The sequence below is a fragment of the Pseudomonas sp. Pseu.R1 genome (genome assembly GCF_045764065.1).
Taxonomy (GTDB): Bacteria; Pseudomonadota; Gammaproteobacteria; order Pseudomonadales; family Pseudomonadaceae; genus Aquipseudomonas.
Genome location: NZ_JBJGEE020000001.1, coordinates 4,711,904 through 4,735,044, shown reverse-complemented (window position 1 = coordinate 4,735,044; position 23,141 = coordinate 4,711,904). Strand labels below are relative to the sequence as shown.

The 23,141-nt window shown below is 60.7% G+C and carries 19 protein-coding genes; 9 read left to right on the top strand and 10 right to left on the bottom strand.

Going from position 1 to position 23,141, the window contains the following annotated elements:
* Positions 1–141: 141 nt before the first annotated feature.
* The 5 genes from rng to mreB all read right to left on the bottom strand — a co-directional run bounded on the left by rng (position 142) and on the right by mreB (position 5,242).
* A complete protein-coding gene (gene rng, locus ACI5GA_RS21540) occupies positions 142–1,599 on the bottom strand; it encodes a ribonuclease G (RefSeq protein WP_404637190.1) in 1,458 nt (485 codons plus the stop codon).
* Positions 1,596–2,207 carry a Maf family protein gene (locus tag ACI5GA_RS21535; RefSeq protein WP_404637188.1) on the bottom strand — a complete coding sequence of 204 codons (612 nt, stop codon included), beginning with the start codon at positions 2,205–2,207 and terminating at the stop codon, positions 1,596–1,598. The genes rng and ACI5GA_RS21535 overlap by 4 nt, the downstream gene beginning before the upstream one ends.
* Positions 2,208–2,366: 159 nt before the next feature.
* Positions 2,367–2,858, bottom strand: a complete 492-nt coding sequence (gene mreD / locus ACI5GA_RS21530) for a rod shape-determining protein MreD (protein WP_421424209.1) — start codon at positions 2,856–2,858, stop codon at positions 2,367–2,369.
* Positions 2,858–3,985: a rod shape-determining protein MreC gene (gene mreC, locus ACI5GA_RS21525; RefSeq protein ID WP_404637548.1), complete on the bottom strand. Its 1,128-nt coding sequence runs from the start codon at positions 3,983–3,985 to the stop codon at positions 2,858–2,860. The genes mreD and mreC overlap by 1 nt, the downstream gene beginning before the upstream one ends.
* A gap of 219 nt (positions 3,986–4,204) precedes the next feature.
* A complete protein-coding gene (gene mreB, locus ACI5GA_RS21520; RefSeq protein ID WP_020292894.1) occupies positions 4,205–5,242 on the bottom strand; it encodes a rod shape-determining protein MreB in 1,038 nt (345 codons plus the stop codon).
* Positions 5,243–5,449: 207 nt separating this feature from the next.
* Here mreB and gatC point away from each other — a divergent pair, with 207 nt between their 5' ends.
* The 5 genes from gatC to ACI5GA_RS21495 all read left to right on the top strand — a co-directional run bounded on the left by gatC (position 5,450) and on the right by ACI5GA_RS21495 (position 10,295).
* Positions 5,450–5,737, top strand: a complete 288-nt coding sequence (gene gatC, locus ACI5GA_RS21515; protein ID WP_404637184.1) for an Asp-tRNA(Asn)/Glu-tRNA(Gln) amidotransferase subunit GatC — start codon at positions 5,450–5,452, stop codon at positions 5,735–5,737.
* 15 nt (positions 5,738–5,752) lie between these two features.
* Positions 5,753–7,204 carry an Asp-tRNA(Asn)/Glu-tRNA(Gln) amidotransferase subunit GatA gene (gene gatA, locus ACI5GA_RS21510; RefSeq protein ID WP_421424208.1) on the top strand — a complete coding sequence of 484 codons (1,452 nt, stop codon included), beginning with the start codon at positions 5,753–5,755 and terminating at the stop codon, positions 7,202–7,204.
* Positions 7,205–7,215: 11 nt separating this feature from the next.
* On the top strand, positions 7,216–8,661 hold the full coding sequence (gatB, locus tag ACI5GA_RS21505; RefSeq protein ID WP_421424207.1) for an Asp-tRNA(Asn)/Glu-tRNA(Gln) amidotransferase subunit GatB: 1,446 nt from the start codon (positions 7,216–7,218) through the stop codon (positions 8,659–8,661).
* Positions 8,662–8,807: 146 nt separating this feature from the next.
* Positions 8,808–9,182 carry a septal ring lytic transglycosylase RlpA family protein gene (locus ACI5GA_RS21500; protein WP_421424205.1) on the top strand — a complete coding sequence of 125 codons (375 nt, stop codon included), beginning with the start codon at positions 8,808–8,810 and terminating at the stop codon, positions 9,180–9,182.
* Between the two features lie 60 nt (positions 9,183–9,242).
* Entirely contained in the window at positions 9,243–10,295 is a 1,053-nt protein-coding gene (locus ACI5GA_RS21495; protein ID WP_421425505.1) for a calcium/sodium antiporter, read from the top strand.
* Positions 10,296–10,368: 73 nt separating this feature from the next.
* Here ACI5GA_RS21495 and ACI5GA_RS21490 read toward each other — a convergent pair whose 3' ends face one another.
* The 5 genes from ACI5GA_RS21490 to ptsP all read right to left on the bottom strand — a co-directional run bounded on the left by ACI5GA_RS21490 (position 10,369) and on the right by ptsP (position 18,873).
* Complete coding sequence (locus ACI5GA_RS21490) at positions 10,369–11,310, bottom strand: AEC family transporter (RefSeq protein WP_404637176.1); 942 nt, start codon at positions 11,308–11,310, stop codon at positions 10,369–10,371.
* A gap of 230 nt (positions 11,311–11,540) precedes the next feature.
* On the bottom strand, positions 11,541–13,103 hold the full coding sequence (locus ACI5GA_RS21485; RefSeq protein WP_421424203.1) for an alkaline phosphatase D family protein: 1,563 nt from the start codon (positions 13,101–13,103) through the stop codon (positions 11,541–11,543).
* Between the two features lie 190 nt (positions 13,104–13,293).
* Positions 13,294–15,027, bottom strand: coding sequence for a PTS fructose-like transporter subunit IIB (locus tag ACI5GA_RS21480; RefSeq protein ID WP_421424202.1), 1,734 nt, complete (start codon positions 15,025–15,027; stop codon positions 13,294–13,296).
* A 13-nt stretch (positions 15,028–15,040) separates the two neighbouring features.
* On the bottom strand, positions 15,041–15,997 hold the full coding sequence (pfkB, locus tag ACI5GA_RS21475; RefSeq protein WP_404637172.1) for a 1-phosphofructokinase: 957 nt from the start codon (positions 15,995–15,997) through the stop codon (positions 15,041–15,043).
* A complete protein-coding gene (gene ptsP, locus ACI5GA_RS21470) occupies positions 15,997–18,873 on the bottom strand; it encodes a phosphoenolpyruvate--protein phosphotransferase (RefSeq protein WP_421424201.1) in 2,877 nt (958 codons plus the stop codon). The genes pfkB and ptsP overlap by 1 nt, the downstream gene beginning before the upstream one ends.
* Before the next feature lie 284 nt (positions 18,874–19,157).
* Here ptsP and cra point away from each other — a divergent pair, with 284 nt between their 5' ends.
* The 4 genes from cra to ACI5GA_RS21450 all read left to right on the top strand — a co-directional run bounded on the left by cra (position 19,158) and on the right by ACI5GA_RS21450 (position 23,109).
* Entirely contained in the window at positions 19,158–20,153 is a 996-nt protein-coding gene (gene cra, locus ACI5GA_RS21465; RefSeq protein ID WP_404637168.1) for a catabolite repressor/activator, read from the top strand.
* 3 nt (positions 20,154–20,156) lie between these two features.
* Positions 20,157–20,936 carry a TatD family hydrolase gene (locus tag ACI5GA_RS21460; protein ID WP_404637166.1) on the top strand — a complete coding sequence of 260 codons (780 nt, stop codon included), beginning with the start codon at positions 20,157–20,159 and terminating at the stop codon, positions 20,934–20,936.
* A 164-nt stretch (positions 20,937–21,100) separates the two neighbouring features.
* Positions 21,101–22,459, top strand: coding sequence for a DUF6861 domain-containing protein (locus ACI5GA_RS21455; RefSeq protein WP_421424200.1), 1,359 nt, complete (start codon positions 21,101–21,103; stop codon positions 22,457–22,459).
* Between the two features lie 8 nt (positions 22,460–22,467).
* Positions 22,468–23,109, top strand: coding sequence for a GAD-like domain-containing protein (locus tag ACI5GA_RS21450; protein ID WP_404637164.1), 642 nt, complete (start codon positions 22,468–22,470; stop codon positions 23,107–23,109).
* Positions 23,110–23,141 lie beyond the last annotated feature (32 nt).

The following is a 23,141-nucleotide window of genomic DNA, read 5'->3' as shown; positions in this document are numbered from 1 at the left end:
CAGGTCAGGGAATTGCTCATTTGCCACGCATCAATCTCTTTGAAAGGCATCCATGCCGTCAGCCTGCACAGGCTCGGTTTACTGGGGTCAAGCAGCCGCGCAGTGCTCCGCGCAGCGCCTCAGGCAACGTTTCGAGCACAATCAGAGCAGCACAACATCATATTGTTCCTGGGAGTACATGGTTTCGACCTGAAAACGAATGGTCCGCCCGATGAACATCTCCAACTCTGCCACGTTACCGGATTCTTCATCCAGCAGTCGGTCGACCACCTTCTGATTGGCCAGCACGCGATAACCCAGCGCCTGATAGGCTCGGGCCTCGCGCAGGATCTCCCGGAAAATCTCGTAGCAGATGGTTTCCGGGGTCTTGAGCTTGCCACGCCCCTGGCAACTGATGCATGGCTCGCACAGCACTTGTTCCAGACTTTCGCGGGTGCGCTTGCGGGTCATCTGCACCAGCCCCAATTCGGTGATGCCGATGATGTTGGTCTTGGCGTGATCACGCTCCAGCTGCTTCTCCAGCGTGCGCAGAACCTGGCGCTGGTGCTCGCCATCCTCCATATCGATGAAGTCGATGATGATGATGCCGCCGATGTTGCGCAGACGCAGTTGGCGCGCGATGGCGGTGGCCGCTTCCAGGTTGGTCTTGAAGATGGTTTCTTCGAGGTTGCGATGACCGACGAACGCCCCGGTGTTGACGTCGATGGTGGTCATCGCCTCTGCCGGGTCGATCACCAGATAGCCACCGGACTTGAGCGGCACCTTGCGCTCCAGGGCCTTCTGGATTTCGTCTTCGACGCCATACAGGTCGAAAATGGGCCGCTCGCCGGGGTAATGCTCAAGGCGGTCCGCGATTTCAGGCATCAGTTCGGCGACGAACTGGGTGGTCTTCTGGAAGGTTTCCCGGGAATCGATGCGAATCTTCTCGATACGTGGGCTGACCAGGTCGCGAAGGGTGCGCAAGGCCAGGCCCAGGTCTTCGTAAATAACGCTTGCGGGGCTGATGGTCTTGATCTGCTCGCCGATCTGGTCCCATAGGCGGCGCAGGTAGCGGATGTCCATCATGATCTCATCGGCCCCGGCGCCTTCGGCTGCCGTACGCAGGATGAAACCGCCCTTTTCCTTGATGCCTTCTTTGGCCACGCAGTCGCTGACAACCTGCTTGAGCCGCTCGCGCTCGGTTTCATCCTCGATTTTCAGCGAGATGCCGACGTGCGCCGTGCGCGGCATGTACACCAGATAGCGTGAAGGGATGGACAACTGGGTAGTCAGGCGCGCGCCTTTGCTGCCAATCGGGTCTTTGGTGACCTGCACCACCAGACTTTGGCCCTCGTGGACCAGCGAACTGATGGTCTCGACGGCCGGGCCTTCGCGCATGGAAATTTCCGATGCGTGAATGAACGCAGCGCGATCCAGACCAATGTCGATGAACGCCGCCTGCATGCCGGGCAATACGCGCACGACCTTGCCTTTGTAGATATTGCCGACGATCCCGCGACGCTGGGTCCGTTCGACGTGGACCTCTTGCAACACACCGTTTTCGACAACGGCCACGCGCGACTCCATCGGCGTGATGTTGATCAGGATTTCTTCACTCATGGCTTTTCACCTTCCAGGCATTGCCAGCAGGGTATGCCAAAACGCTGGAGAATTTCTGCGGTTTCGCACAAGGGCAGGCCAACGACTGCGGAATAGCTGCCACTGAGGTGTTCCACGAACACTGCGCCCAGCCCTTGGATGCCATAGCTGCCTGCTTTGTCGCGAGGCTCGCCACTGGCCCAGTAGGCCTTCGCCTCTTCGGGAGAAATTGCACGAAAGCGCACGCGGCTACTGACCACGCGGATTTCACAGTGCTGCTCGTCGACCACGGCGATGGCGGTCAGGACTTCGTGTTCGCGATTGGACAGTGCCGCGAGGGTGGCGAGGGCTTCGGCCTCGTCGGCGGGCTTGCCGAGAATACGGCCATCGAGAACGACGGCGGTGTCGGCGCCCAGTACGCAAGCGGTGGGATAAGCGGGATCATTGGCCAGTTGCAGCAGACCGGCATCGGCCTTGCCGCGAGCCAGACGCTCGACGTAAGCGGTCGGGGATTCGTCTTTGAGCGCGGTCTCGTCGATGTCGGCAATGAGCGTCGTGAAGGGCACTCCGATCTGAGTCAGCAATTCACGACGGCGCGGGGAGCCGGAGGCGAGCAGAAGTTGGGGCATGGGACGTCTCCGTGTCAGTGGTCTTCAACCTGGGCAGCGCCAATCCTGTGGGAGCGAATTCATTCGCGAGACGCCGGTAAAGCCGGTAGAGATGTGTCGCCGGACAAACCGCATCGCGAATGAATTCGCTCCCACAGGTCCTGCCCGCAACCTGCTATTTCAGTTGATCTTCAACCGCAACCGCAACCCGCGCAGGCCATAACTCACCCACGGCCAAAGCAAAGCGCTGACCAGTGCTGGCAAAACAAGCGCAAGCGTCGGCTGGCGATTACCGGTCAGGGCGCTGAGCCACAACTGGACCAACTGCGCCAGGCCGAAGATCACCAGAATCACCAGGCATTGCTGCCACATCGGGAACATACGCAGACGCTGTTGAAGCGACAGCACCAGGAAGGTGATCAACGTCAAAATCAGAGCGTTCTGCCCCAGCAATGTTCCATACAAAACGTCCTCGGCCAACCCCAGCATCCAGGCGGTGACCATGCCGATCTTGTGCGGCAACGCCAGCGCCCAGAACGCCAGCAAAAGCGCCAGCCAGAGCGGACGGAAGATTTCCATGAATTGCGGCAACGGCGAAACACTGAGCAACAGGCCGATGGCGAAGGTCAGCCAGACCACCCAGCCATTACGAGGAGGTGCGTGACGGGCCATTACTCTTCCCTCTCATGCGTTGTCACAGGCGTCGTCGGCGTGGGCGGTTTTGACGCCGCGGGCTTGGCGGGCTGGTGGGCGGGCGGTTTGCTCGCGGCAGGTTTCGCAGGCGCGGCGGCAGCAGGAGCAGTCGCGGGCGAGGCGGCAGGCGTTGTCGAGGTGCCGTGGGCAGTGGCTGCCGGTTTCGGCACGGTGGCCGGAACGACTGGCTTGTTCGGCGTCGCAGTGGGCGCTACGCCCGGTGCGGTGGCAGACGGAACGGCCGAGGGATCAGCCGACTGACGGTCCAGCGATTCCTGCTGCTGCGCGGCATCGGCAGCGCGCTCTTCCGGCGAGCGACCATCAGAGAACACCAGCAGCAGGTAACGGCTGCGGTTGAGAGCAGCGGTTGGCACAGCGCGAACGATCGCAAAAGGCTGGCCGGAATCGTGAATCACTTCCTTGACCGTCGCCACCGGGTAGCCTGCCGGGAAGCGCTGCCCCAGGCCGGAACTCACCAGCAGATCGCCTTCCTTGATGTCGGCAGTGTCCGCCACATGGCGCAGTTCCAGCCGCTCCGGGTTACCGGTGCCGCTGGCAATCGCGCGCAGGCCGTTGCGGTTCACTTGCACCGGAATGCTGTGGGTGGAGTCGGTCAGCAGCAGCACGCGGGAGGTGTACGGCATCAACTCGACCACCTGCCCCATCAGACCGCGGGCATCGAGCACCGGCTGGCCCAGCACCACACCGTCGCGCTCACCCTTGTTGATGATGATGCGATGGGTGAACGGATTGGGGTCCATGCCGATCAGCTCGGCGACTTCGACTTTCTCGTTGACCAGTGCCGACGAGTTCAGCAACTCACGCAGACGCACGTTCTGCTCGGTCAGCGCAGCCAGCTTTTGTAGGCGGCCCTGGAGCAGCAGGTTTTCGGTCTTGAGTTTTTCGTTCTCGGCGGCCAGTTCCGTGCGGCTGCCAAACTGGCTGGCAACGCCTTGATACAAACGCTCGGGCAGATCGGCAATCCAGTAAGACTGCATCAGCACCAGCGACATCTGGCTACGGACAGGCTTGAGCAGGGTGAAACGCGCGTCCACGACCATGACGGCCACAGACAGGACGACCAGCACCAACAGACGAACGCCCAGCGACGGGCCCTTTGAGAAAAGCGGTTTAATGGGCCGCTCCTTCCAGGGATGCTTGTGTTTGGCTGTGCTTATTCATGGGACATGAAAGGCCTGGTGCGGATTGACGGAAATAAGGTGTGCAAGCCTTGCAACATCGCGAGGCGACGTCAACAGGTCAGACACGAACAGGCAGCACCGTCAGATGCCGCCCGTCCAGCTCAACAGGGTACTTCCGGCGACTTATTCGCTGGAGAGCAGGTCCATGGTGTGCTTGTCCATCATTTCCAGCGCACGGCCACCGCCGCGAGCGACGCAGGTCAGCGGGTCTTCGGCGACGATCACTGGCAGGCCGGTTTCCTGTGCCAGCAACTTATCCAGGTCACGCAGCAATGCGCCACCACCGGTCAGAACCAGACCACGCTCGGCGATGTCCGAAGCCAGCTCAGGAGGCGATTGCTCCAGTGCGCTCTTGACCGCCTGAACGATGGTTGCCAGGGATTCCTGCAACGCTTCCAGCACTTCGTTGGAGTTCAGGGTGAAGGCACGTGGCACGCCTTCTGCCAGGTTACGACCGCGTACGTCGACTTCACGTACTTCGCCACCTGGATAGGCGGTGCCGATTTCCTGCTTGATGCGCTCCGCGGTGGACTCACCGATCAGGCTGCCGTAGTTACGGCGCACGTAGGTGATGATCGCTTCGTCGAAACGGTCGCCACCCACGCGAACGGATTCAGCGTAAACCACGCCATTGAGGGAGATCAGAGCGATTTCAGTGGTACCACCACCGATATCGACGACCATCGAACCACGGGCTTCTTCGACCGGCAGGCCTGCACCGATGGCAGCGGCCATTGGCTCTTCGATCAGGAACACTTCACGTGCACCAGCGCCCAGGGCCGACTCGCGAATGGCGCGGCGCTCAACCTGAGTGGATTTGCACGGAACGCAGATCAGCACGCGAGGGCTAGGCTGCAGAAAGCTGTTTTCATGCACTTTGTTGATGAAGTACTGGAGCATCTTTTCGCACACGCTGAAATCGGCGATCACGCCGTCTTTCATCGGACGAATGGCAGCGATGTTGCCCGGAGTACGGCCCAGCATGCGCTTGGCTTCCATCCCGACAGCAACGACGCTCTTCTGATTTCCGTGGGTCCGAATGGCCACAACCGATGGCTCGTTCAGGACAATACCGCGCTCACGCACGTAAATAAGGGTGTTGGCAGTGCCCAGGTCGATGGAAAGATCGCTGGAAAACATGCCACGCAGTTTCTTGAACATGGGAAAAGGACCCTAGGGAACGCGTGGGTAAAAAAGTGCGGCAAACTCTAACAACGACAGGGATTTTGGGCAAGGAGCCAATATGTTAAATTGGCGGTTTTTCCGAGCACTACCCTCGACGATCGCGGCCCTTCGACCGTCAATCTTGGGGAGTGTTCCGTAATCTGACGTACGGTCGACACCGTATGCATTCCACTGGAGAACCCCATGGCGCTTGATCGCTCCGACGTGGAAAAAATCGCGCATCTGGCCCGTCTGGGCCTCAATGACGCCGATATCCCGCGTACCACCGAAGCACTGAACAGCATTCTCGGGCTGGTCGACCAGATGCAAGCCGTTGACACCACCGGTATCGAACCGCTCGCGCACCCGCTTGAAGCGTCGCAACGCCTGCGTGAAGACGTGGTCAGCGAAACCAATCATCGCGATTCCTACCAAGCCATCGCACCAGCGGTCGAAGACGGCCTTTATCTGGTTCCGAAAGTCATCGACTAAGGGAATGAGCCTGCAATGCATCAAATGACTCTGGCTGAGATCGCTCGCGGTCTGGCCGACAAAAAGTTTTCCTCTGAAGAACTGACCCGTTCGCTGTTGGCGCGCATCGCCCAGGTTGACCCTCAGCTCAACAGCTTCATTTCCGTCACCGAAGACCTGGCCATCACTCAGGCCCAGGCCGCTGACGCCCGTCGTGCCGCTGGCGAGAACGGCGCGCTGCTGGGCGCCCCGCTGGCGCACAAGGACCTGTTCTGCACCCAAGGCATCCGCACCAGCTGCGCGTCGAAGATGCTCGACAACTTCAAGGCCCCTTACGACGCCACCGTCGTTGCCAAACTGGCCGCTGCGGGCACCGTGACCCTGGGCAAGACCAACATGGACGAATTCGCCATGGGTTCGGCCAACGAATCCAGCCATTACGGCGCGGTGAAGAACCCGTGGAACCTGGAACACGTACCGGGCGGTTCGTCCGGTGGCTCGGCCGCCGCTGTTGCCGCACGTCTGCTGCCTGCCGCGACTGGCACTGACACGGGCGGTTCGATTCGCCAGCCTGCGGCGTTGACCAACCTGACCGGTCTGAAACCGACCTACGGTCGCGTATCGCGCTGGGGCATGATCGCCTACGCGTCGAGTCTCGATCAGGCAGGCCCCATGGCCCGCACCGCCGAAGACTGCGCGCTGCTGCTGCAAGGCATGGCCGGTTTCGACATCAATGACTCCACCAGCATCGACGAGCCGGTGCCGGATTACAGCGCCAGCCTGAACGGCTCGCTGCAAGGCCTGCGCATTGGTGTGCCGAAGGAATACTTCAGCGCCGGTCTGGACCCACGCATCGCCGATCTGGTCATGGCCTGCGTCGAAGAGCTGAAAAAGCTCGGCGCCGTGGTCAAGGACGTCAGCCTGCCGAACCTGCAACACGCGATCCCTGCTTATTATGTGATCGCCCCGGCAGAAGCCTCTTCGAACCTCTCGCGTTTCGACGGCGTGCGTTTCGGCTATCGCTGCGAAGACCCGAAAGACCTGACCGACCTGTACAAGCGCTCCCGTGGCGAAGGCTTCGGCCCGGAAGTGCAGCGCCGGATCATGGTCGGTGCCTACGCGCTGTCCGCGGGCTACTACGACGCCTATTACCTGCAAGCACAGAAGATCCGCCGCCTGATCAAGAACGACTTCATGAACGCGTTCAAGGACGTCGACGTGATCCTCGGCCCGACCACGCCAAACCCGGCCTGGAAAATCGGCGCCAAGAACGCCGATCCGATCGCTGAGTACCTGGAAGACTTCTACACCATCACCGCCAACCTCGCGGGCCTGCCGGGCCTGTCGATGCCAGCCGGTTTCGCCGACGGCTTGCCGGTCGGTGTGCAACTGCTCGCGCCGTACTTCCAGGAAGGCCGCCTGCTGAACGTCGCTCACCAATATCAATTGGTGACCGATTGGCACACTCGTTCGCCTGAAGGCTTCTAAGGAGAAAACACATGCAATGGGAAGTCGTCATCGGGCTGGAGATTCACACCCAGCTCACCACCCAATCGAAGATTTTCTCCGGTAGTGCCACCACGTTCGGCTCCGAACCGAACACTCAGGCCAGCCTGGTTGACTTGGGCATGCCCGGCACCCTGCCGGTGCTGAACAAGGAAGCCGTGCAGATGGCGGTCAAGTTCGGCCTGGCCATCGACGCCGAAATCGGCCAGCACAACGTGTTCGCGCGCAAGAACTACTTCTACCCGGATCTGCCGAAGGGCTATCAGATCAGCCAGATGGAACTGCCGATTGTCGGCAAGGGCCACCTGGACATCACCCTGGAAGACGGCACCATCAAGCGCATCGGCGTGACCCGTGCTCACCTGGAAGAAGATGCGGGCAAGAGCCTGCACGAAGACTTCAGTGGCATGACCGGTATCGACCTGAACCGCGCGGGCACCCCGTTGCTGGAAATCGTTTCCGAGCCGGACATGCGTTCGGCCAAGGAAGCGGTGGCCTACGTCAAAGCGATGCACGCGCTGGTCCGTTATCTGGGCATCTGCGACGGCAACATGGCCGAAGGTTCGCTGCGTTGCGACTGCAACGTGTCGGTACGCCCGAAAGGCCAAGTCGAATTCGGCACCCGCTGCGAGATCAAGAACGTCAACTCGTTCCGCTTCATCGAGAAGGCGATCAACAGCGAGATACAGCGCCAGATCGACCTGATCGAAGACGGTGGCAAGGTCATTCAGCAGACCCGCCTGTACGACCCGAACACCAACGAAACCCGCGCCATGCGCAGCAAGGAAGAAGCCAACGACTACCGTTACTTCCCTGACCCTGACCTGCTGCCGGTGATCATCGAGGATTCGTTCCTCGAACAGACCCGCGCCGGCCTGCCAGAGCTGCCACCGCAGAAACGCGAGCGCTTCCAGTCGCAGTTCGGCCTGTCGCTGTACGACGCCAGCGTGCTGGCTTCCAGCCGCGAGCAGGCGGACTACTTCGAAAAAGTGGTCGGCATTGCCGGTGACGCGAAGCTGGCCGCCAACTGGGTCATGGTCGAGCTGGGTTCGCTGCTGAACAAGCAAGGCGTGGAAATCGACGAATCGCCGGTCAGCGCCGAGCAACTGGGCGGCATGCTGCAACGCATCACCGACAACACCATCTCCGGCAAGATCGCCAAGATGGTGTTCGAGGCCATGGCCAACGGCGAAGGCAGCGCGGACGAGATCATCGAGAAACGCGGCCTCAAGCAAGTGACCGACACGGGCGCCATCGAGTCGATCCTCGACGAGATGCTGGCCGCCAACGCCGAGCAGGTCGAGCAGTACCGCGCGGCGGACGAAGCCAAACGCGGCAAGATGTTCGGCTTCTTCGTCGGTCAAGCCATGAAGGCGTCGAAAGGCAAGGCCAACCCGCAGCAGGTCAACGAAGTGTTGAAGCGCAAGCTGGAAGGCTGAGGCCGCAGCGCTCTCGTGATTGTTCCCACGCGCTGCGTGGGAACATCTATTCGAACGCTCTGCGTTCGCCTTTTATGACGCGGAGCGTCACGGGCTGCATTCCCCACGCAGAGCGTGGGAACGATCAGGAAGAGGATTGTAAATCCATGTGGCGGCTCCTAGGCGCTTGCGCCCTGCTCTCCCTGCTGGCCGGTTGTGCCAGTGAAGGCATCATCGATCCACACGGCTACGACGCCACCGGCGGCGCCTCGTACTACGGCTCAAAACACCAAGGCAAGCGCACCGCCAGCGGTGAACGCTTCGACCAGAACTCCCTGACCGCCGCGCATCGCCAGCTACCCTTCGGCACCCGCGTGCAAGTCACCAACCTGGACAACGACCGCAAGGTCATCGTCCGCATCAACGATCGTGGCCCGCACACCCGTGGCCGGATCATCGACGTTTCCCGCTCAGCCGCCGAGCAATTGGGTATGCTGCGCAGCGGAACGGCCCAAGTCAGGGTTCAAGCCCTCGACGACTGACTCAGAATGAACTGTAAGGTGCCCTGAATTCTCGCCCTCTCGACTCTGCCACTGCCCACACTGATCGAACTGGTCTGTGGCCTCATCATGATGATCATCGGCGCCGAATTCTCGGTCCGTGCCGCTGTGGTTCTGGCTGCCCTGCTGAAAACCCGTCCGCTGTTTCTCGGTCTGACCGTCGTCGCCCTCGGCAGCAGCGCGCCACAGATGGCTGTCGGCCTGCAAGCCGCACTGACCGACAGCACTGACATCGCCGTGGGCAGCGTCATTGGCAGCAACATCTTCAATATCCTGGTGACCCTCGGCCTGTCGGCGCTGATCATCCCGCTGCGCGTGGCGCGGCAACTGGTGCGTGTTGATCTGCCGCTGATGATCGGCGCTACCGCGCTGGTAGCGGGCCTGGCGTGGAATGGCGTGCTAAGCACGTTCGACGGCGTGATTCTGCTGATCGGCATGGCGGTCTACCTGGCCGTGGTCATCCGCCAGTTCGCCCACGGTGCGCGGCATGTCAGCGCCCCGGAAGAACTACCCCGTCGCAAGGTCTGGCCCATCACCGGGCGCTTGATCCAGATGAGCTGCGGGCTGGCGTTGCTGATTCTGGGCAGCCATCTGTTGGTGGGTGCGGCCGTGATCGTGGCGCAGGATCTGGGGCTGTCGGAACGGGTCATCGGTCTGACCGTCATCGCCGTCGCCACCTCCCTTCCTGCCTTGATGACCTCACTGATCGCCGCCCTGCGTGGCGAGCGCGACATCGCGGTGGGCAACATCATCGGCAGCAACCTGTTCAACCTGCTTGGGGTGCTGGGCATCACTTCGCTGATCGCTTCGGGACCACTGTCAATTTCCCCCAACGCGCTGGATTTCGACCTGCCGGTGATGCTCGGCGTCGCACTGCTGTGTCTGCCGCTGTTTTATTCGGGTTATCGGATTACCCGGCTGGAAGGCTTGCTACTGCTGGGGCTGTACGCGGTGTACGCGCTGCACATCGTCTCATTCACCACTGGCATGCCGCTGGCTGGGCGGCTGGAGCGGTTGATGATTCATTACGCGTTGCCGGTGTTGGGGATGGCGGTGTTAATCGGCACCGTTCGCGCATGGCGGCGACAACACTAAACCTGTGGGAGCGCCGCCCGGCCGTCTCCCACAGGTTTGAGTTCACGATTAGATGCCGTGTCCGTTTCGACGATTAAATCCAGCCACCCCACTGCAAGATGAATATCCCGATATTGGTGGTCACTGCCGCCGCCAATGTGGTCATGACGATGATCGACGCCGCCAGTTCATGATTACCCTCCGCCGCCCGCGCCATGACGAAACTGGCTGATGCGGTCGGTGCGCCGAAGTACAAAAACAGAATTCCCAGTTCCGCATGGCGAAAGCCCAGCAACCACGCGCCCACGGTGCAGATCAACGGCAGCCAGACCATCTTCATCATGCTCGCGCTGATGGCCAGTGCGCCGCTTTCGCGCAACGACTTGAGCGACAGCGTGCCACCGATACACATCAAGGCCAGCGGCAACGTCATCTGCGCCAGATAGCTGCCGGAGGTGTCGAGCCATTTCGGCAGCGGGATTTGCCAATACGCGAACGGCGTCGCGGCCACGATACTGATGATCAGCGGGTTGGCCACCACGCTTTTGCAGATGCTCCACGGGTCGGACTTGATTACCGGGCTGTACACCGCCAGCACCACAGTGGACAGCGTGTTGTAGAACAGAATCACCAGCGCGGCGAGGATCGCGCCGAGGGAAATGCCGTAATCGCCATACATGCTCGCGGCCAGTGCGAGGCCAATCACACCGTTGTTACCGCGAAACGCGCCTTGCACGTATATGCCCCGCTCAACGTAAGGCACGCGATAGATCGCCCAGCCCCAGACCAGCGCAAAGCCCACCAGCGTGGCGACGATGAAGTAGATCAAAACGCCCGGCTGCAACGCCGCGTGCAGGTCGGCGTGGATGATGCCCAGGAACAGCAGCGCGGGCATTGTGCAGTTGAACACCAGCGAGGAAGCGGTATGGATGAAGCTGTCGTTGATCCAGCCAACGCGTTTGAGCACCACGCCCAGAAACAACATGGCGAACACAGGTGCCGTGATGTTCAGGGTTTCCCAAAATATTGCCAGCATGCACACCCAACCCTGAGCCGTCGTTAGGAGGCTAATGATAGGCCAGTGGCGGGTGAAGTGTTATCGGGAATTGCGTGGTGGTCGTACAACTTATCAATTTTTGAAAACACATAGCTGTGGGAGCCGGCTTGCTGGCGAATGCGATGGATCAGTGACAACAATGTGGCTGACACAACGCATTCGCCAGCTAGCCGGCCCACAGAGAATTGCATTTCAACAGGGAATTGATATCAGGCAGAAATCGCCGGTTGCAACTTCTTCTCAAACACCGACACCCCATCCAGATCCCGCAGCGTCACGGTCAACTCACCGCTCTGCCCTTCGATGTTCACTTCACCAAAGAACTGAAACCCGGCAAAGGGCGAGGTGTTCTGCGCAGGCGGGGCTTTCTGGAACACCAACTCCGGACCAAAGGTCTTGTCCAGCGTGTTGGGGCCGAAACTGCCCGCGTTCAAAGGTCCGGCGACGAACTCCCAGAAGGGGTCGAAATCCTGAAACACCGCCTGATCCGGGTGATAGTGATGGGCCGCGCAGTAGTGCACGTCGGCCGTCAACCACACGGTGTCGCGGATCTTCTGCTGGCGCATGAACGCCAATAACTCCGCCACCTCCAGCTCACGCCCTTTCGGCGCACCGTTGTCGGTGTTGGCGATCGCCTCCCAGCGCATCACGCCAGGGCTGATCTCACCATCCGGTACACCCAGGCTGATCGGCATGTCCGCTGCAATGACCTTCCACTGCGCGTTTGACGCCTGCAACTCGCGCTTGAGCCAATCCAACTGTTCACGCCCGAGAAACGCGGTGGTTGGCCCCGGTTTGTCAGCGAGGTTGGCGTCGTTGCCGTCGCGATAACTGCGCATGTCGAGCACGAACACGTCGAGCATCGGCCCGTAACTGAGTTTGCGATACACCCGCCCGCCGTTGTCGGCGTTCTGCAGACGCATCGGTGCGTATTCCAGAAATGCCTGACGGCCCCGTGCGGTAAGCAACTGGATGTCCTTGACCTTGTAGCGATCATCGAGCTGCTTGCTCGGCGACCAGTTGTTGGTCACTTCGTGGTCGTCCCATTGCCAGATCTGCGGCACCTCGGCGTTGAAGCGGCGCAGGTTTTCGTCCATCAGGTTGTAGCGATAGGCGCCGCGATATTCGTCGAGGGTTTCGGCGACTTTGCTCTTGGCTTCGGTGGTGAGGTTGCGCCAGATGCGCCCGCCTTCGGTGACCACTTCGTCAGGCACCGGACCGTCGGCGTAAATAGTGTCGCCGCTGTGGATGAAGAAGTCCGGCAAGCGCAGGCGCATGGCTTCATAGATGCGCATGCCGCCGATATCCGGGTTGATGCCGAAGCCTTGGCCCACGGTGTCGCCGCTCCACACGAAGCGAATGTCACGGCGGGTTTGCGGCACGCTGCGCAGATGGCCGAACCAGGGTTCGCTGGCAACACCGGTCTGGGCGTCTTCGAAGAACACCCGATAGAAAATGGCTTGGTCGGTGGGCAGGCCGGTCAGTTCGACGCGAGCGGTGAAGTCGGTGCGTTGATCGGCCAGCAGAGAAACGGCTCGACGCGGGTTGGTGAACATGCTGCGGGTGTCCCATTCCACGACCATGCGCGAGGGACGATCACTGCGGCTCCAGACCATGGCGCAGTCGCCCAGCAGGTCGCCGGACTGTACGCCATCGGTCATCTTCGGACGATCCTTGACCGAAGCAATGACCGCAGGCGCCAGGCCCGGCAGGAGCAGGCCTGCGCCAGCGGCTTGAATGATGCGACGGCGAGTCGGGTCAAACTGAGTCATTTTTGTTCCTCTTAGGCGAATGGCGAAGAGAGGAACCTAGCAATGCAATGTTGGGTGAATGTGACAGGACACACGGAACCTGTAGGAGTGAGCTTGCTCGCGATGGCGTTGTGTCATTCAACATCAACTTGTCTGACACGACGCCATCGCGAGCAAGCTCACTCCTACAGCGGTGATCGGCGCTATTGAATCAAGCCCCCGCAGGCACCGCATCCAGCTCAACGACCTCAGGCCGTTTCAGCACCGCATAAACAACCCCCGTCACCACACTGCCCGCAACAATCGCCAGCAAATACAGCAACGCATGGTTCATGGCATTCGGGATCAGCAGCACGAACAGCCCGCCATGGGGCGCCATCAGTTTGCAGCCGAAGAACATCGACAGCGCACCGGTCAGTGCACCACCGACGATGCTCGCCGGAATCACCCGCAGCGGGTCTTTGGCGGCGAATGGAATCGCGCCTTCCGAAATGAAGCACAGGCCCAGTACGAAGGCCGCTTTCCCCGCCTCGCGCTCGCTCTGTGCAAACTTGCGACGAGCGATCAGCGCAGCGATACCCATGCCAATCGGCGGCACCATACCCGCTGCCATCGCAGCGGCCATCGGCGCATAACTTTGCGACGCCAACAGCCCGACCGAAAATGCATAAGACGCTTTGTTGATCGGCCCGCCGAGGTCGACGCACATCATCGCGCCGAGTAACACGCCCAACAGAATCGCGTTGGTGGTGCCCATGCTGTCGAGGAAATGGGTCAGCCCTTCGAGCATGCCGGCCACCGGCTTACCGACCACGTAGATCATCACAAGGCCGGTGAACAGACTCGCCAGCAGCGGGATGATCAGAATCGGCTTCAGCGCTTCGACACTGGTAGGCAGCTTCGCGTAACGATTGATCGCTGCCGCGCTGTAACCCGCCAGAAAGCCTGCGACGATGCCGCCGATGAAACCGGCCCCCAACGTACTCGCCAACAGCCCGCCGATCATGCCGGGCGCAAGCCCCGGACGGTCGGCGATGGAATAGGCGATGTAACCCGCCAGTAAAGGCACCATCAACTTGAACGCAGCATCGCCACCGATCTGCATCAACGCCGCCGCCAGCGTGCCCTGCTCCTTGAACGCGGTGATGCCGAACACAAACGACAGGGCAATCAGCAGACCGCCCGCCACCACCATCGGCAGCATGAACGACACGCCGGTGAGCAGGTGTTTGTAAACGCCGGTTTTCTCTTTCTTCGCCGGAGCTTTCGAGGTTGTTGCAGAAGATTCGATTTCACCTTCCGCCAGCGCCTTTTTCAGCGTGGCTTCGGATTGTTTCAGTGCGATACCGGTGCCGCAGCGATAGATGCGCTTACCGGCAAAACGCTCGGTGGCGACTTCGATGTCAGCGGCGAGCAACACTACGTCAGCGTCGGCAATTGCCTGGGCGGTGAGCGGGTTGCGTGCGCCCACCGAGCCTTGGGTTTCCACTTGCAGGTCGTAGCCGAGCTTCTTCGCGGCCTGCTGAATGGCTTCGGCGGCCATGAAGGTATGCGCGACCCCGGTTGGGCAGGCGGTGACCGCCACCAGACGCGGCGTTTTATCGGCAACAGGCGCGCCCGCCTTCTCGCTGACGACATGAACTTTCGCCAGTTCATGGGCCGAATGCATGAACGTGTCGATGTCCTGCAACGCTTGCGACGGCGTGGATTGGTGCACGCGCTTACCCGCAAAACGGCTCAGGTCCAGCGGCCCGGTGTTGACCACCAGCACCCAGTCGGCGCTCTCAATGTCAGCGGCAGACAGTTGTGTTTCAGGATGACGCGGATCGTGCACTTCAACGCAGGTGCTCCAGCCGCGACGCTGCGCCGCCGCCTCCAGCAGGCGAGCGCTGAGGACACTGCTGATCTTGCCGTTCGGGCAAGCCGTGACAATGGCTAACTTCATCACACTTCCTCTCTTATTCTTCGATCCTGGAGCGTTCGGTCATGGCGCGTACATTGACGCCGCTTTCCAGCCGTTTGAGCTGCGTCGCGTCGTTGATGCCAAAGCCGATCTGGGTCACGGCCATCGCCGCAATCGCCGTGGCAGTGCGTAGCACCTGCTCAGGTTTTTGGCCACTGAGCAGCCCATGAACCATACCCGCCAACAGCGAGTCCCCCGCCCCCACCGTGCTCGCGACCGTGACCTTCGGCGGCAACGCCTGCAACGCCACGTCAGGGCTGAACCAGTGCACGCCCTCAGAGCCTTGGGAAATCACCACATGTTCGATGCCTCGCTGATGCAGAGCCTTCGCGGCCTCGGCTTGAGCGGCGATGGAAATGATCGGCGCGTCCAGCGCATCCGCCAGCTCTTCAGTGTTGGGTTTGATCAGCCATGGCGAGGCTTCAAGCCCGGCGCGCAAGGCTGCGCCGCTGCTGTCCAGTGCGACCTTCAATCCCTTTTCGGTGAGCATGAGCAGTAGCGTTTTCAGCCACTGTGGATCAACGCCCCGAGGCAAACTGCCCGCCACCACCACAGCGTCGAAGTCGCCCGCAATCTGCTCGACCCGCGCCGCCAAGGCCTGCTGCGCCTGCGCGCTGACTTCAGGACCGGGGCCGTTCAAATCGGTGATCCGGCCGCTGCTTTCCGCCAGTTTGATATTGCTGCGCGTCTCCCCGGCTACGCGGACGAATTCGTCAACGAAACCACGCTTCTCGAACAGCGCTTCAAAGGGCTGCTGATTGTCGACACCCAGAAATCCAGCAACGGTCAGTTCATGGCCGAGATCCGCCAACACTTGCGCCACGTTGAGGCCCTTGCCCGCCGCGTGGCTGAGCATGCATTCGCTGCGGTTGACCTGGCCGACCTGCAAAGGCCCCAACTGGACGGTCAGGTCCAGCGCCGGGTTCATGGTCAATGTCAGAATTTTTGCCATCACAGCTTCTCCACACACAGCCCCTCCACGAGGCCACGTACTTCAGCAGCAGTACCCACCGCCAGCGCGTTTTGCGCCAACTGCCGGGCACCGGTCAGATTCAACTCGCGAACGCAGGCTTTGACCTCGCCAATGCTGCGCGCCGCGACACTCAATTCATCCACACCCAAACCGACCAGTACCGGCACCGCCTGCGGGTCTGCGGCCAACTCACCACACACACCGACCCACTTGCCGTGGGCATGGGCCGCACGCACAGTGATGTCGATCAGTTGCAACACAGCGGGATGCAGGCCATCGGCCTGGACAGACAACGTCGGGTGACCACGGTCGATGGCCAAGGTGTATTGCGTCAGGTCGTTGGTCCCGACGCTGAAAAAATCGACCTCTTTGGCCAACACTGGCGCCAACAACGCGGCTGAGGGCACTTCGATCATGATCCCCAGTTGCAGATCCGCAACCGGGATTTCCTGAAACAGGCGCGCGGTCATGTCCCGCGCCTGACGCCATTCTTCAACCGTGCCGACCATGGGGAACATGATGCGCAACGGGCGGCCATCGGCGGCGCGCAACAAGGCGCGCAACTGACTTTCCATGACGTCCGGACGTTGCAGGGTCAGACGAATGCCGCGCACGCCGAGGAAGGGGTTTTCTTCTTGGTCGATGGGCCAGTAAGGCAGCGGTTTATCGCCCCCCACATCGAGAGTGCGCACCACCAGTGGACGGCCCTTGAGGTCGTCCATCACGCGGCGGTACTCGGCTTCTTGCGTGGCCTCATCGGGCGCGGAACTGTGGGCCATGAACAGCAATTCGGTGCGCAACAGGCCAATGCCTTCAGCGCCCTGTTCCACAGCGCCAGACGTGCCGGTGCTGTCGCCGATATTGGCGAATACCTCGACGGCATGGCCGTCCTGGGTGATCGCCGGCTCCATGCGCAGGGCCGCCGCTGCTTTCAGGCGCAGTTCGCGCGTGTCGCGGTCAAGCAACGCGCGTTGCAACGTCTGCTCATCAGGCGCGACATCCAGACGCCCGCGCTGGCCGTCGATCAACAACACGGTCCCGGATTTGATCAACAGCACCGCATCGCCCGCCCCCACCAGCGCTGGAATGCCCAACGCACGGGCGACGATGGCGCTGTGGGCCGTAGCGCCGCCACGGGCGGTGAGAATCCCGGCAACGCGGGCGGGATCAAGGCGCGCCACGTCCGAGGGGCCGACTTCATCCATCACCAGAATGTAAGGTTCTTCCGGTTCGACCAGATCCTCGACACCGCAAATTTGCGCCAGCACTCGACGACCGACATCACGCAGGTCAGCGGCACGCTCAGCCAACAGCGGGTCATTGAGTTGTTCCTGCTGTTTCGCCGCCGCTTCGACCACATGGGCCCAAGCGGCCGCTGCACTTTCCCCGTCTTTGAGGCGCTGCGAGACTTCATCGACCAACTCGGGGTCGTCGAGCATTTCCTGGTGGGTGACGAAAATCTCGCGAATCGCTTTGGCGGTGCTTCGCTGAATCAACCGGCCAATGTCCTCGCGCACCTGCACCAGCGCGCCATGCAGACGTTCGCGCTCTGCCCGGTGGGATTCGCCACGCAACGGGTACTCGATCACCGGCAAGACATGAACGTGGGCCGGCCCCGTGGCGATGCCCGGCGAAGCAGGCACAGCGTGAACCTGTGCCCCGGCGATCGGCGCGCTCAGGGCTTTTTCCACCATAGCAGCGATAGGCGATGGTGCGTGTTCCGTGGGCAATGGCTCAATGTCTTCGCCCAAGCCTTCACGCACCGCGGCAATCAACGCTGGCAACGCATCGTTGGCAATCGAAGGCTCGGCGATAAACTCCAGCACCTGTCCGCGACGCACGCCCAGGCTCAACAATTTACTCAGGCTCTTGGCCGACACCGGATTTTCAGTGCTGTCGAGCACGCGCACGCGCACATCGCCTTCAAAGTTCTTGGCCAGTTGCGCGAGAATTTTCGCCGGGCGCGCGTGCAAACCGTGGGCGTTGGCCAGCGCGATACGTTCGCTCGGCCAGTCCGGTGGCACGTCACCGCCCAACGCCTGAAGCACCGCGCGGCTGCTGGTGGCCTGGCCCAGCTCGTGGCCGCGACCTTCGATGAGCAACGCGCACAAACGTTCGAGCAACGCCTGATGGGATTCGCCCAGACTGGCGAGGCAAAACAGCCCGTTCAGTGGCTGCCCCAAATGACGCATCGGTTTGTCGGGGGTAACGAACGCAAGGCCCGGTTTGTTGACCATTTGCTCGCTGTGCAGCCACCACAAGCCTTCGCCCAACGGCAGGGCGTCCACCTGCTGCAATACCGCCGCGAATCCGTTGCTCACGCATTCGGCGCGACGCAGCAGACGCGCGCCGCGCCAAACCAGTTCTTCGAAGTCATCCACCGACGCGCCGAGGCTGATCATCTGTGCGTCCAGCGCCAACTCCTGCGGCGCGCCTTGCAGCAGTTTGAGCAATGACTCGGGACTTTTCGCCTGACGCAGCGCTTCGCCCAGATCGGTCTCACCGAGGGCGCGGGTCAGCAGTTGCAGCAGACGCAAGTGTTCGTCGGATTTGGCGGCAATGCCGATGGCCAGATAAACAATCTGCCCGTCGCCCCAATCAACACCCTGTGGAAACTGCATCAGGCGCACGCCTGTGGCATGCACCTGGTCGCGCGTCTGTGGCGTGCCATGGGGAATCGCGATGCCTTGCCCCAGAAAGGTCGAGCCCTGCTGTTCGCGGGATTGCAGGCCATGCAGATAACCCGGCGCGACCAGGCCGTCGGCTACCAGACGATCAGCGAGCAATTGCAATGCGGCGGGTTTATCCACAGCCGACTGGCCCATGGAAATTTGCTCAACGGTCAGTTCGAGCATCGCGTTCTCCTGTGCGGCGCAGACGCGCCTGATTCTTGTTGTAGACCAACGGTTTTGCCCGATTACAGCAAGAAAATAGCTTGCTGAATCGTTTCATCTAGAATGGTGGGCACGTTACTCGATAATCTTCAACGTTTGAAGCTCATCCGATCAAATGCTGTAGGAGACGTCCTAAAAAACTTAAACCCGTCACTTCCCACCATGGTCTGCTGTAATGATGGCCGCGAATCGGTGAAAATCCCGAACGCATTTCGTCCGAGCCAAAGAATAAAAGGAAGGTCCGTTTGAAACTCAGCGATATTGCGCGTCTGGCCGGTGTGTCCGTGACCACCGCCAGCTACGTGATCAACGGCAAGGCCGAGCAACAGCGCATCAGCAATGCGACGGTCGAGCGCGTGCGTGCGGTGGTCCAGGCTCATGATTTCCGGCCCAACCCACAGGCGGCCGGATTGCGCAGCCGTCATACCCGCACCTTGGGCTTCATTCTGCCGGACCTGGAAAACCCCAGTTACGCGCGCATCGCCAAGCAGTTGGAACAAGGCGCTCGCGCCCGGGGCTACCAGTTGCTGATCGCCAGTTCCGACGACGATCCGGTCAGCGAGTTGCAGCTCATGCAGTTATTCCGCGCCCGCCGCTGTGACGCCCTGTTCGTCGCCAGTTGCCTGCCCGCCAGCGATGACAGCTACCGAGACCTGCAACAGCATGGCATCCCGGTCATCGCCATCGACCGGGAAATGGACCCGGCTCATTTCTGCTCCGTCGTCAGCGACGACCACGACGCCAGCCAGCAACTGACCCGCAGCCTGCTGGAGATCAACCCCAAGCACATCGCTTTGATCGGTGCCCGCCCCGAATTGAGCGTCAGTAAGGCCCGCGCCAGTGGCTTCGAGGATGCAGTGGAGGGTTTCAAAGGCTCGGTCATCATCGAGCACGGCGAGACCTTCAGCCGCGAATGTGGCCTGCGTGTGGCGGGTGAAATGCTTGATCGGCTGGGGTATTTCCCCGATGCGCTGATTACCACGTCCTATGTGTTGTTACAGGGGGTGTTTGACCTGTTGCACGAGCGGCGGCTGAACCCCGATCAGCTTCATCTGGGCACCTTTGGTGATACGCAGTTGCTGGATTTCCTGCCGTTGCCGGTCAACGCCATGGCCCAACAGCATCAATTGATCGCGGAAAAAGCACTGGCGCTGGCGTTGTCCGCCGTTGAGCAAAATCAGTACGAGCCTGGCGTGCATGCCATTGTTCGTACCTTCAAACAGCGCATTCACGGGGCCTGATACGTGACGCTGATCGACACCCACACCCATCTGGATTTCGACGACTTCGACGCCGACCGCCAGGCAGTGCTCAGCCGCTGCCAGCCATTGGGCGTCGAGCGCATGGTGGTGCTGGGGGTCTATCAGCGCAATCTGCAACGGGTGTGGGATTTGGCGCTGCAAGTGCCGTCGGTGTACGCCGCCTTGGGGCTGCACCCGATCTACCTCGATGAGCATCGCCCCGAACACCTTCAGGAGCTACGTGAACGGCTTTCCGCACTCGCCGGTCATCCCAAGCTTTGCGCGGTCGGCGAAATTGGTCTGGATTACTACGTCGAATCCCTGGACCGCCCCCGGCAACAAGCAGTGTTCGACAGCCAGTTGCAGATGGCCGCCGACTTCAATCTCCCCGCCCTCCTGCACGTGCGCCGCAGCCACGCCGACACCATCGCCGCCCTCAAGCGCTTCAAACTCAAGCGCGCCGGAATCGTCCACGCCTTCGCAGGCAGCCGGGAAGAAGCGAAGGAATACATCAAACTGGGTTTCAAACTCGGCCTCGGCGGCGCACCGACCTGGCCACAAGCGCTGCGCATGCACCGGGTCATCGCCGAACTGCCGCTGGACTGCGTGGTGCTGGAAACCGACTCGCCTGACATGGCGCCTGCGATGTACCCCGGCATGCGTAACAGCCCGGAACATTTGCCAGAGATTTGTGCGGCGTTGGCGACGTTGATGAATGTCTCTGCCGAGCGGTTGGCCGAGGTCAGTACGTTGAATGCCAGGGCGGTATTTGGCTGGTGTTGATACGGCGTTCGCCACACGTTTGATTCAACTCTTTGCGTAAGAAAAACCCTACTCCCACGACAGACTGCGAGCACCTTCCGGGCATCCGCACGCCCCTGTAACGCCCTCTCCCCCACGCCTTGAATGGCGTCTTGTCCCGGCAAGGCTGGCGCCAGAGAGGCCACGTGTTCTTTCGCAACATCGTCCCGTCGTGGTTCGAACTCCAGCGGCTGATCGCCGACACGCTCGCACGCCGAACCCATCAGCACTCGGACGGCCACACCCATTTGTCCGGGCCACCCGCGCACTCCCCGGCCAATCGCGCCCACCAGGTGCGCATGGCGTTTCATCAGGCGCTGTCGCTGGCCGCGCAGATGATGCGCCAGCGTTTCGCCGATCTGGACATCGACGAGGTGCTGAGCGAACTGCTCGACGTAGTCAGTCAGGCCGCGCTGATCATCGTGGGCAGCGTGCTGACCGGCGCCGTGATTGGCGGCGGAGTCGGCGCATTCGCGGGAGGCATTGGCGCTGTGCCCGGCGCTGTCGCTGGTTCCGCGATCGCTCTGAAAGCCAGCGGCTGGATTCTCGGCGTATTGGGGCTGGCGGCAGTGGCCGAGTTCTTCGTCGACGGCTTGCCGAAAATTGCCGGTTACTACTGGCGCGGCATCAACATCGCCTGGGACGCCCCGCAACCCCACGATCCCTACTGCTGTGGCGACCCCATGGTCGTCGCCCGCGCCGCCCGCGAAATCGCCCAGGGCCACGTCGCCATGGTCGCGCTGCTGCTCAGCGCCATCGTCGCCTACCTGACACGCGGGCGTGGCCAGGCGCAGCTGCTCGCCAGCGACATGCAGCAAAGCGCCAGAGGCGCGAAGCTCGGGCAGTGGATGCTCAAACACGAAGACGCCCTGAAACAGCGTCCGGATTTGCAGCCTCGCGGGCCAGTGACCAGCGGTCGGATTGATTCAGTGGAGGCGCCGAAGCCTTCCCCGCATCACCCAAAGCAGGAACAACCGCCCGTTAAAAAACCATTGGGCATGCCCGAGCACAACGTGCCGTGCTTCAGCGCTGATAACCTGCCAGAGAAAAAGATTCCAGAGTTTGATCGGCAGTTGGGCGGGCAGCAGGGCGGGCTGAATGATTTGACGGTGGATGAGTATTTGAAGGGACGGGAAGCGTTTAAGGCGGGGGATGGGGTGCGTGATCCGAAGGTGGCAATTGATGCACGTAAAAATCTGGAGAGAAATCTTATTGAGCGTCTGGCCAGCGAGTTACGAATAAAAGGCAGATCAGTTTCTGAAGCCAGACAGATGGCTAAAATCGCTGCACGAAAAAAAATGAATATGATTGCTGCGCTTCATAACCCGGATCTGGTTGCCGGAGGAAAAGATAAAATTTCGGACTTCGGAGACAGGCAGGTGAATTCAAGCATAGGCGCACAATGGCGAGGGAGAATACAGGGGCTTGATGAGGCTGCTACCAGGATCGATCCCAATCAGCGCACCAAATTCAAGTTAAATGCGAGATTAACTCGTTGCAAGTAGGAGACATTATGGACGCTTATTTTGAGTGCTTCACCGAGAACATGGGACCGTCACACAACCGCGTTGATGTCGCTTATTCAACGGTACAAGCTTACCGAAACAAGCTACCTGATCAATTACTCACTTATTGGCAGCAGCACGGCTGGTCAGGTTACGCGAACGGTAATTTCTGGACAGTTAATCCTGGCGATTACGACGGAGTGGTACACCAATGGCTGTTGGATTCTGGCACTCCCGATCCGGACAAGCATTACGTCATCGCTAGAGGTGCATTCGGCGATCTTTATCTTTGGGCAGCTGCCAAGCAAAACCTACTTACTATAAATGTTAAATATGCTCGTTACACAGCAGGTTTTGAAGATTCCACGCCAGTCAGCGCAGATGAAAAAATCAGATCTTTTTTTACAACCATGAGTCCTGAGTACAACGACTTCGATGACCTGTTCGAAAAAGCCCTAAAAAAACTCGGCCCACTCAAATCAGACGAAATGTACGGATTCCTCCCTGCTTTAGCTTTGGGCGGCCCCAGTGAGTTGAAAAATCTACAGAAAGTGAAAATCATCGAGCACTTGGCGTTCCTATCCCAACTCTCCCCCCTGACCGACTGGGGCTTTCCGGACTTCGAGACGATCATGAAGCTGACGGAATGAGCCCCGCCGCCGACCATTGATCAGCCTCGCTG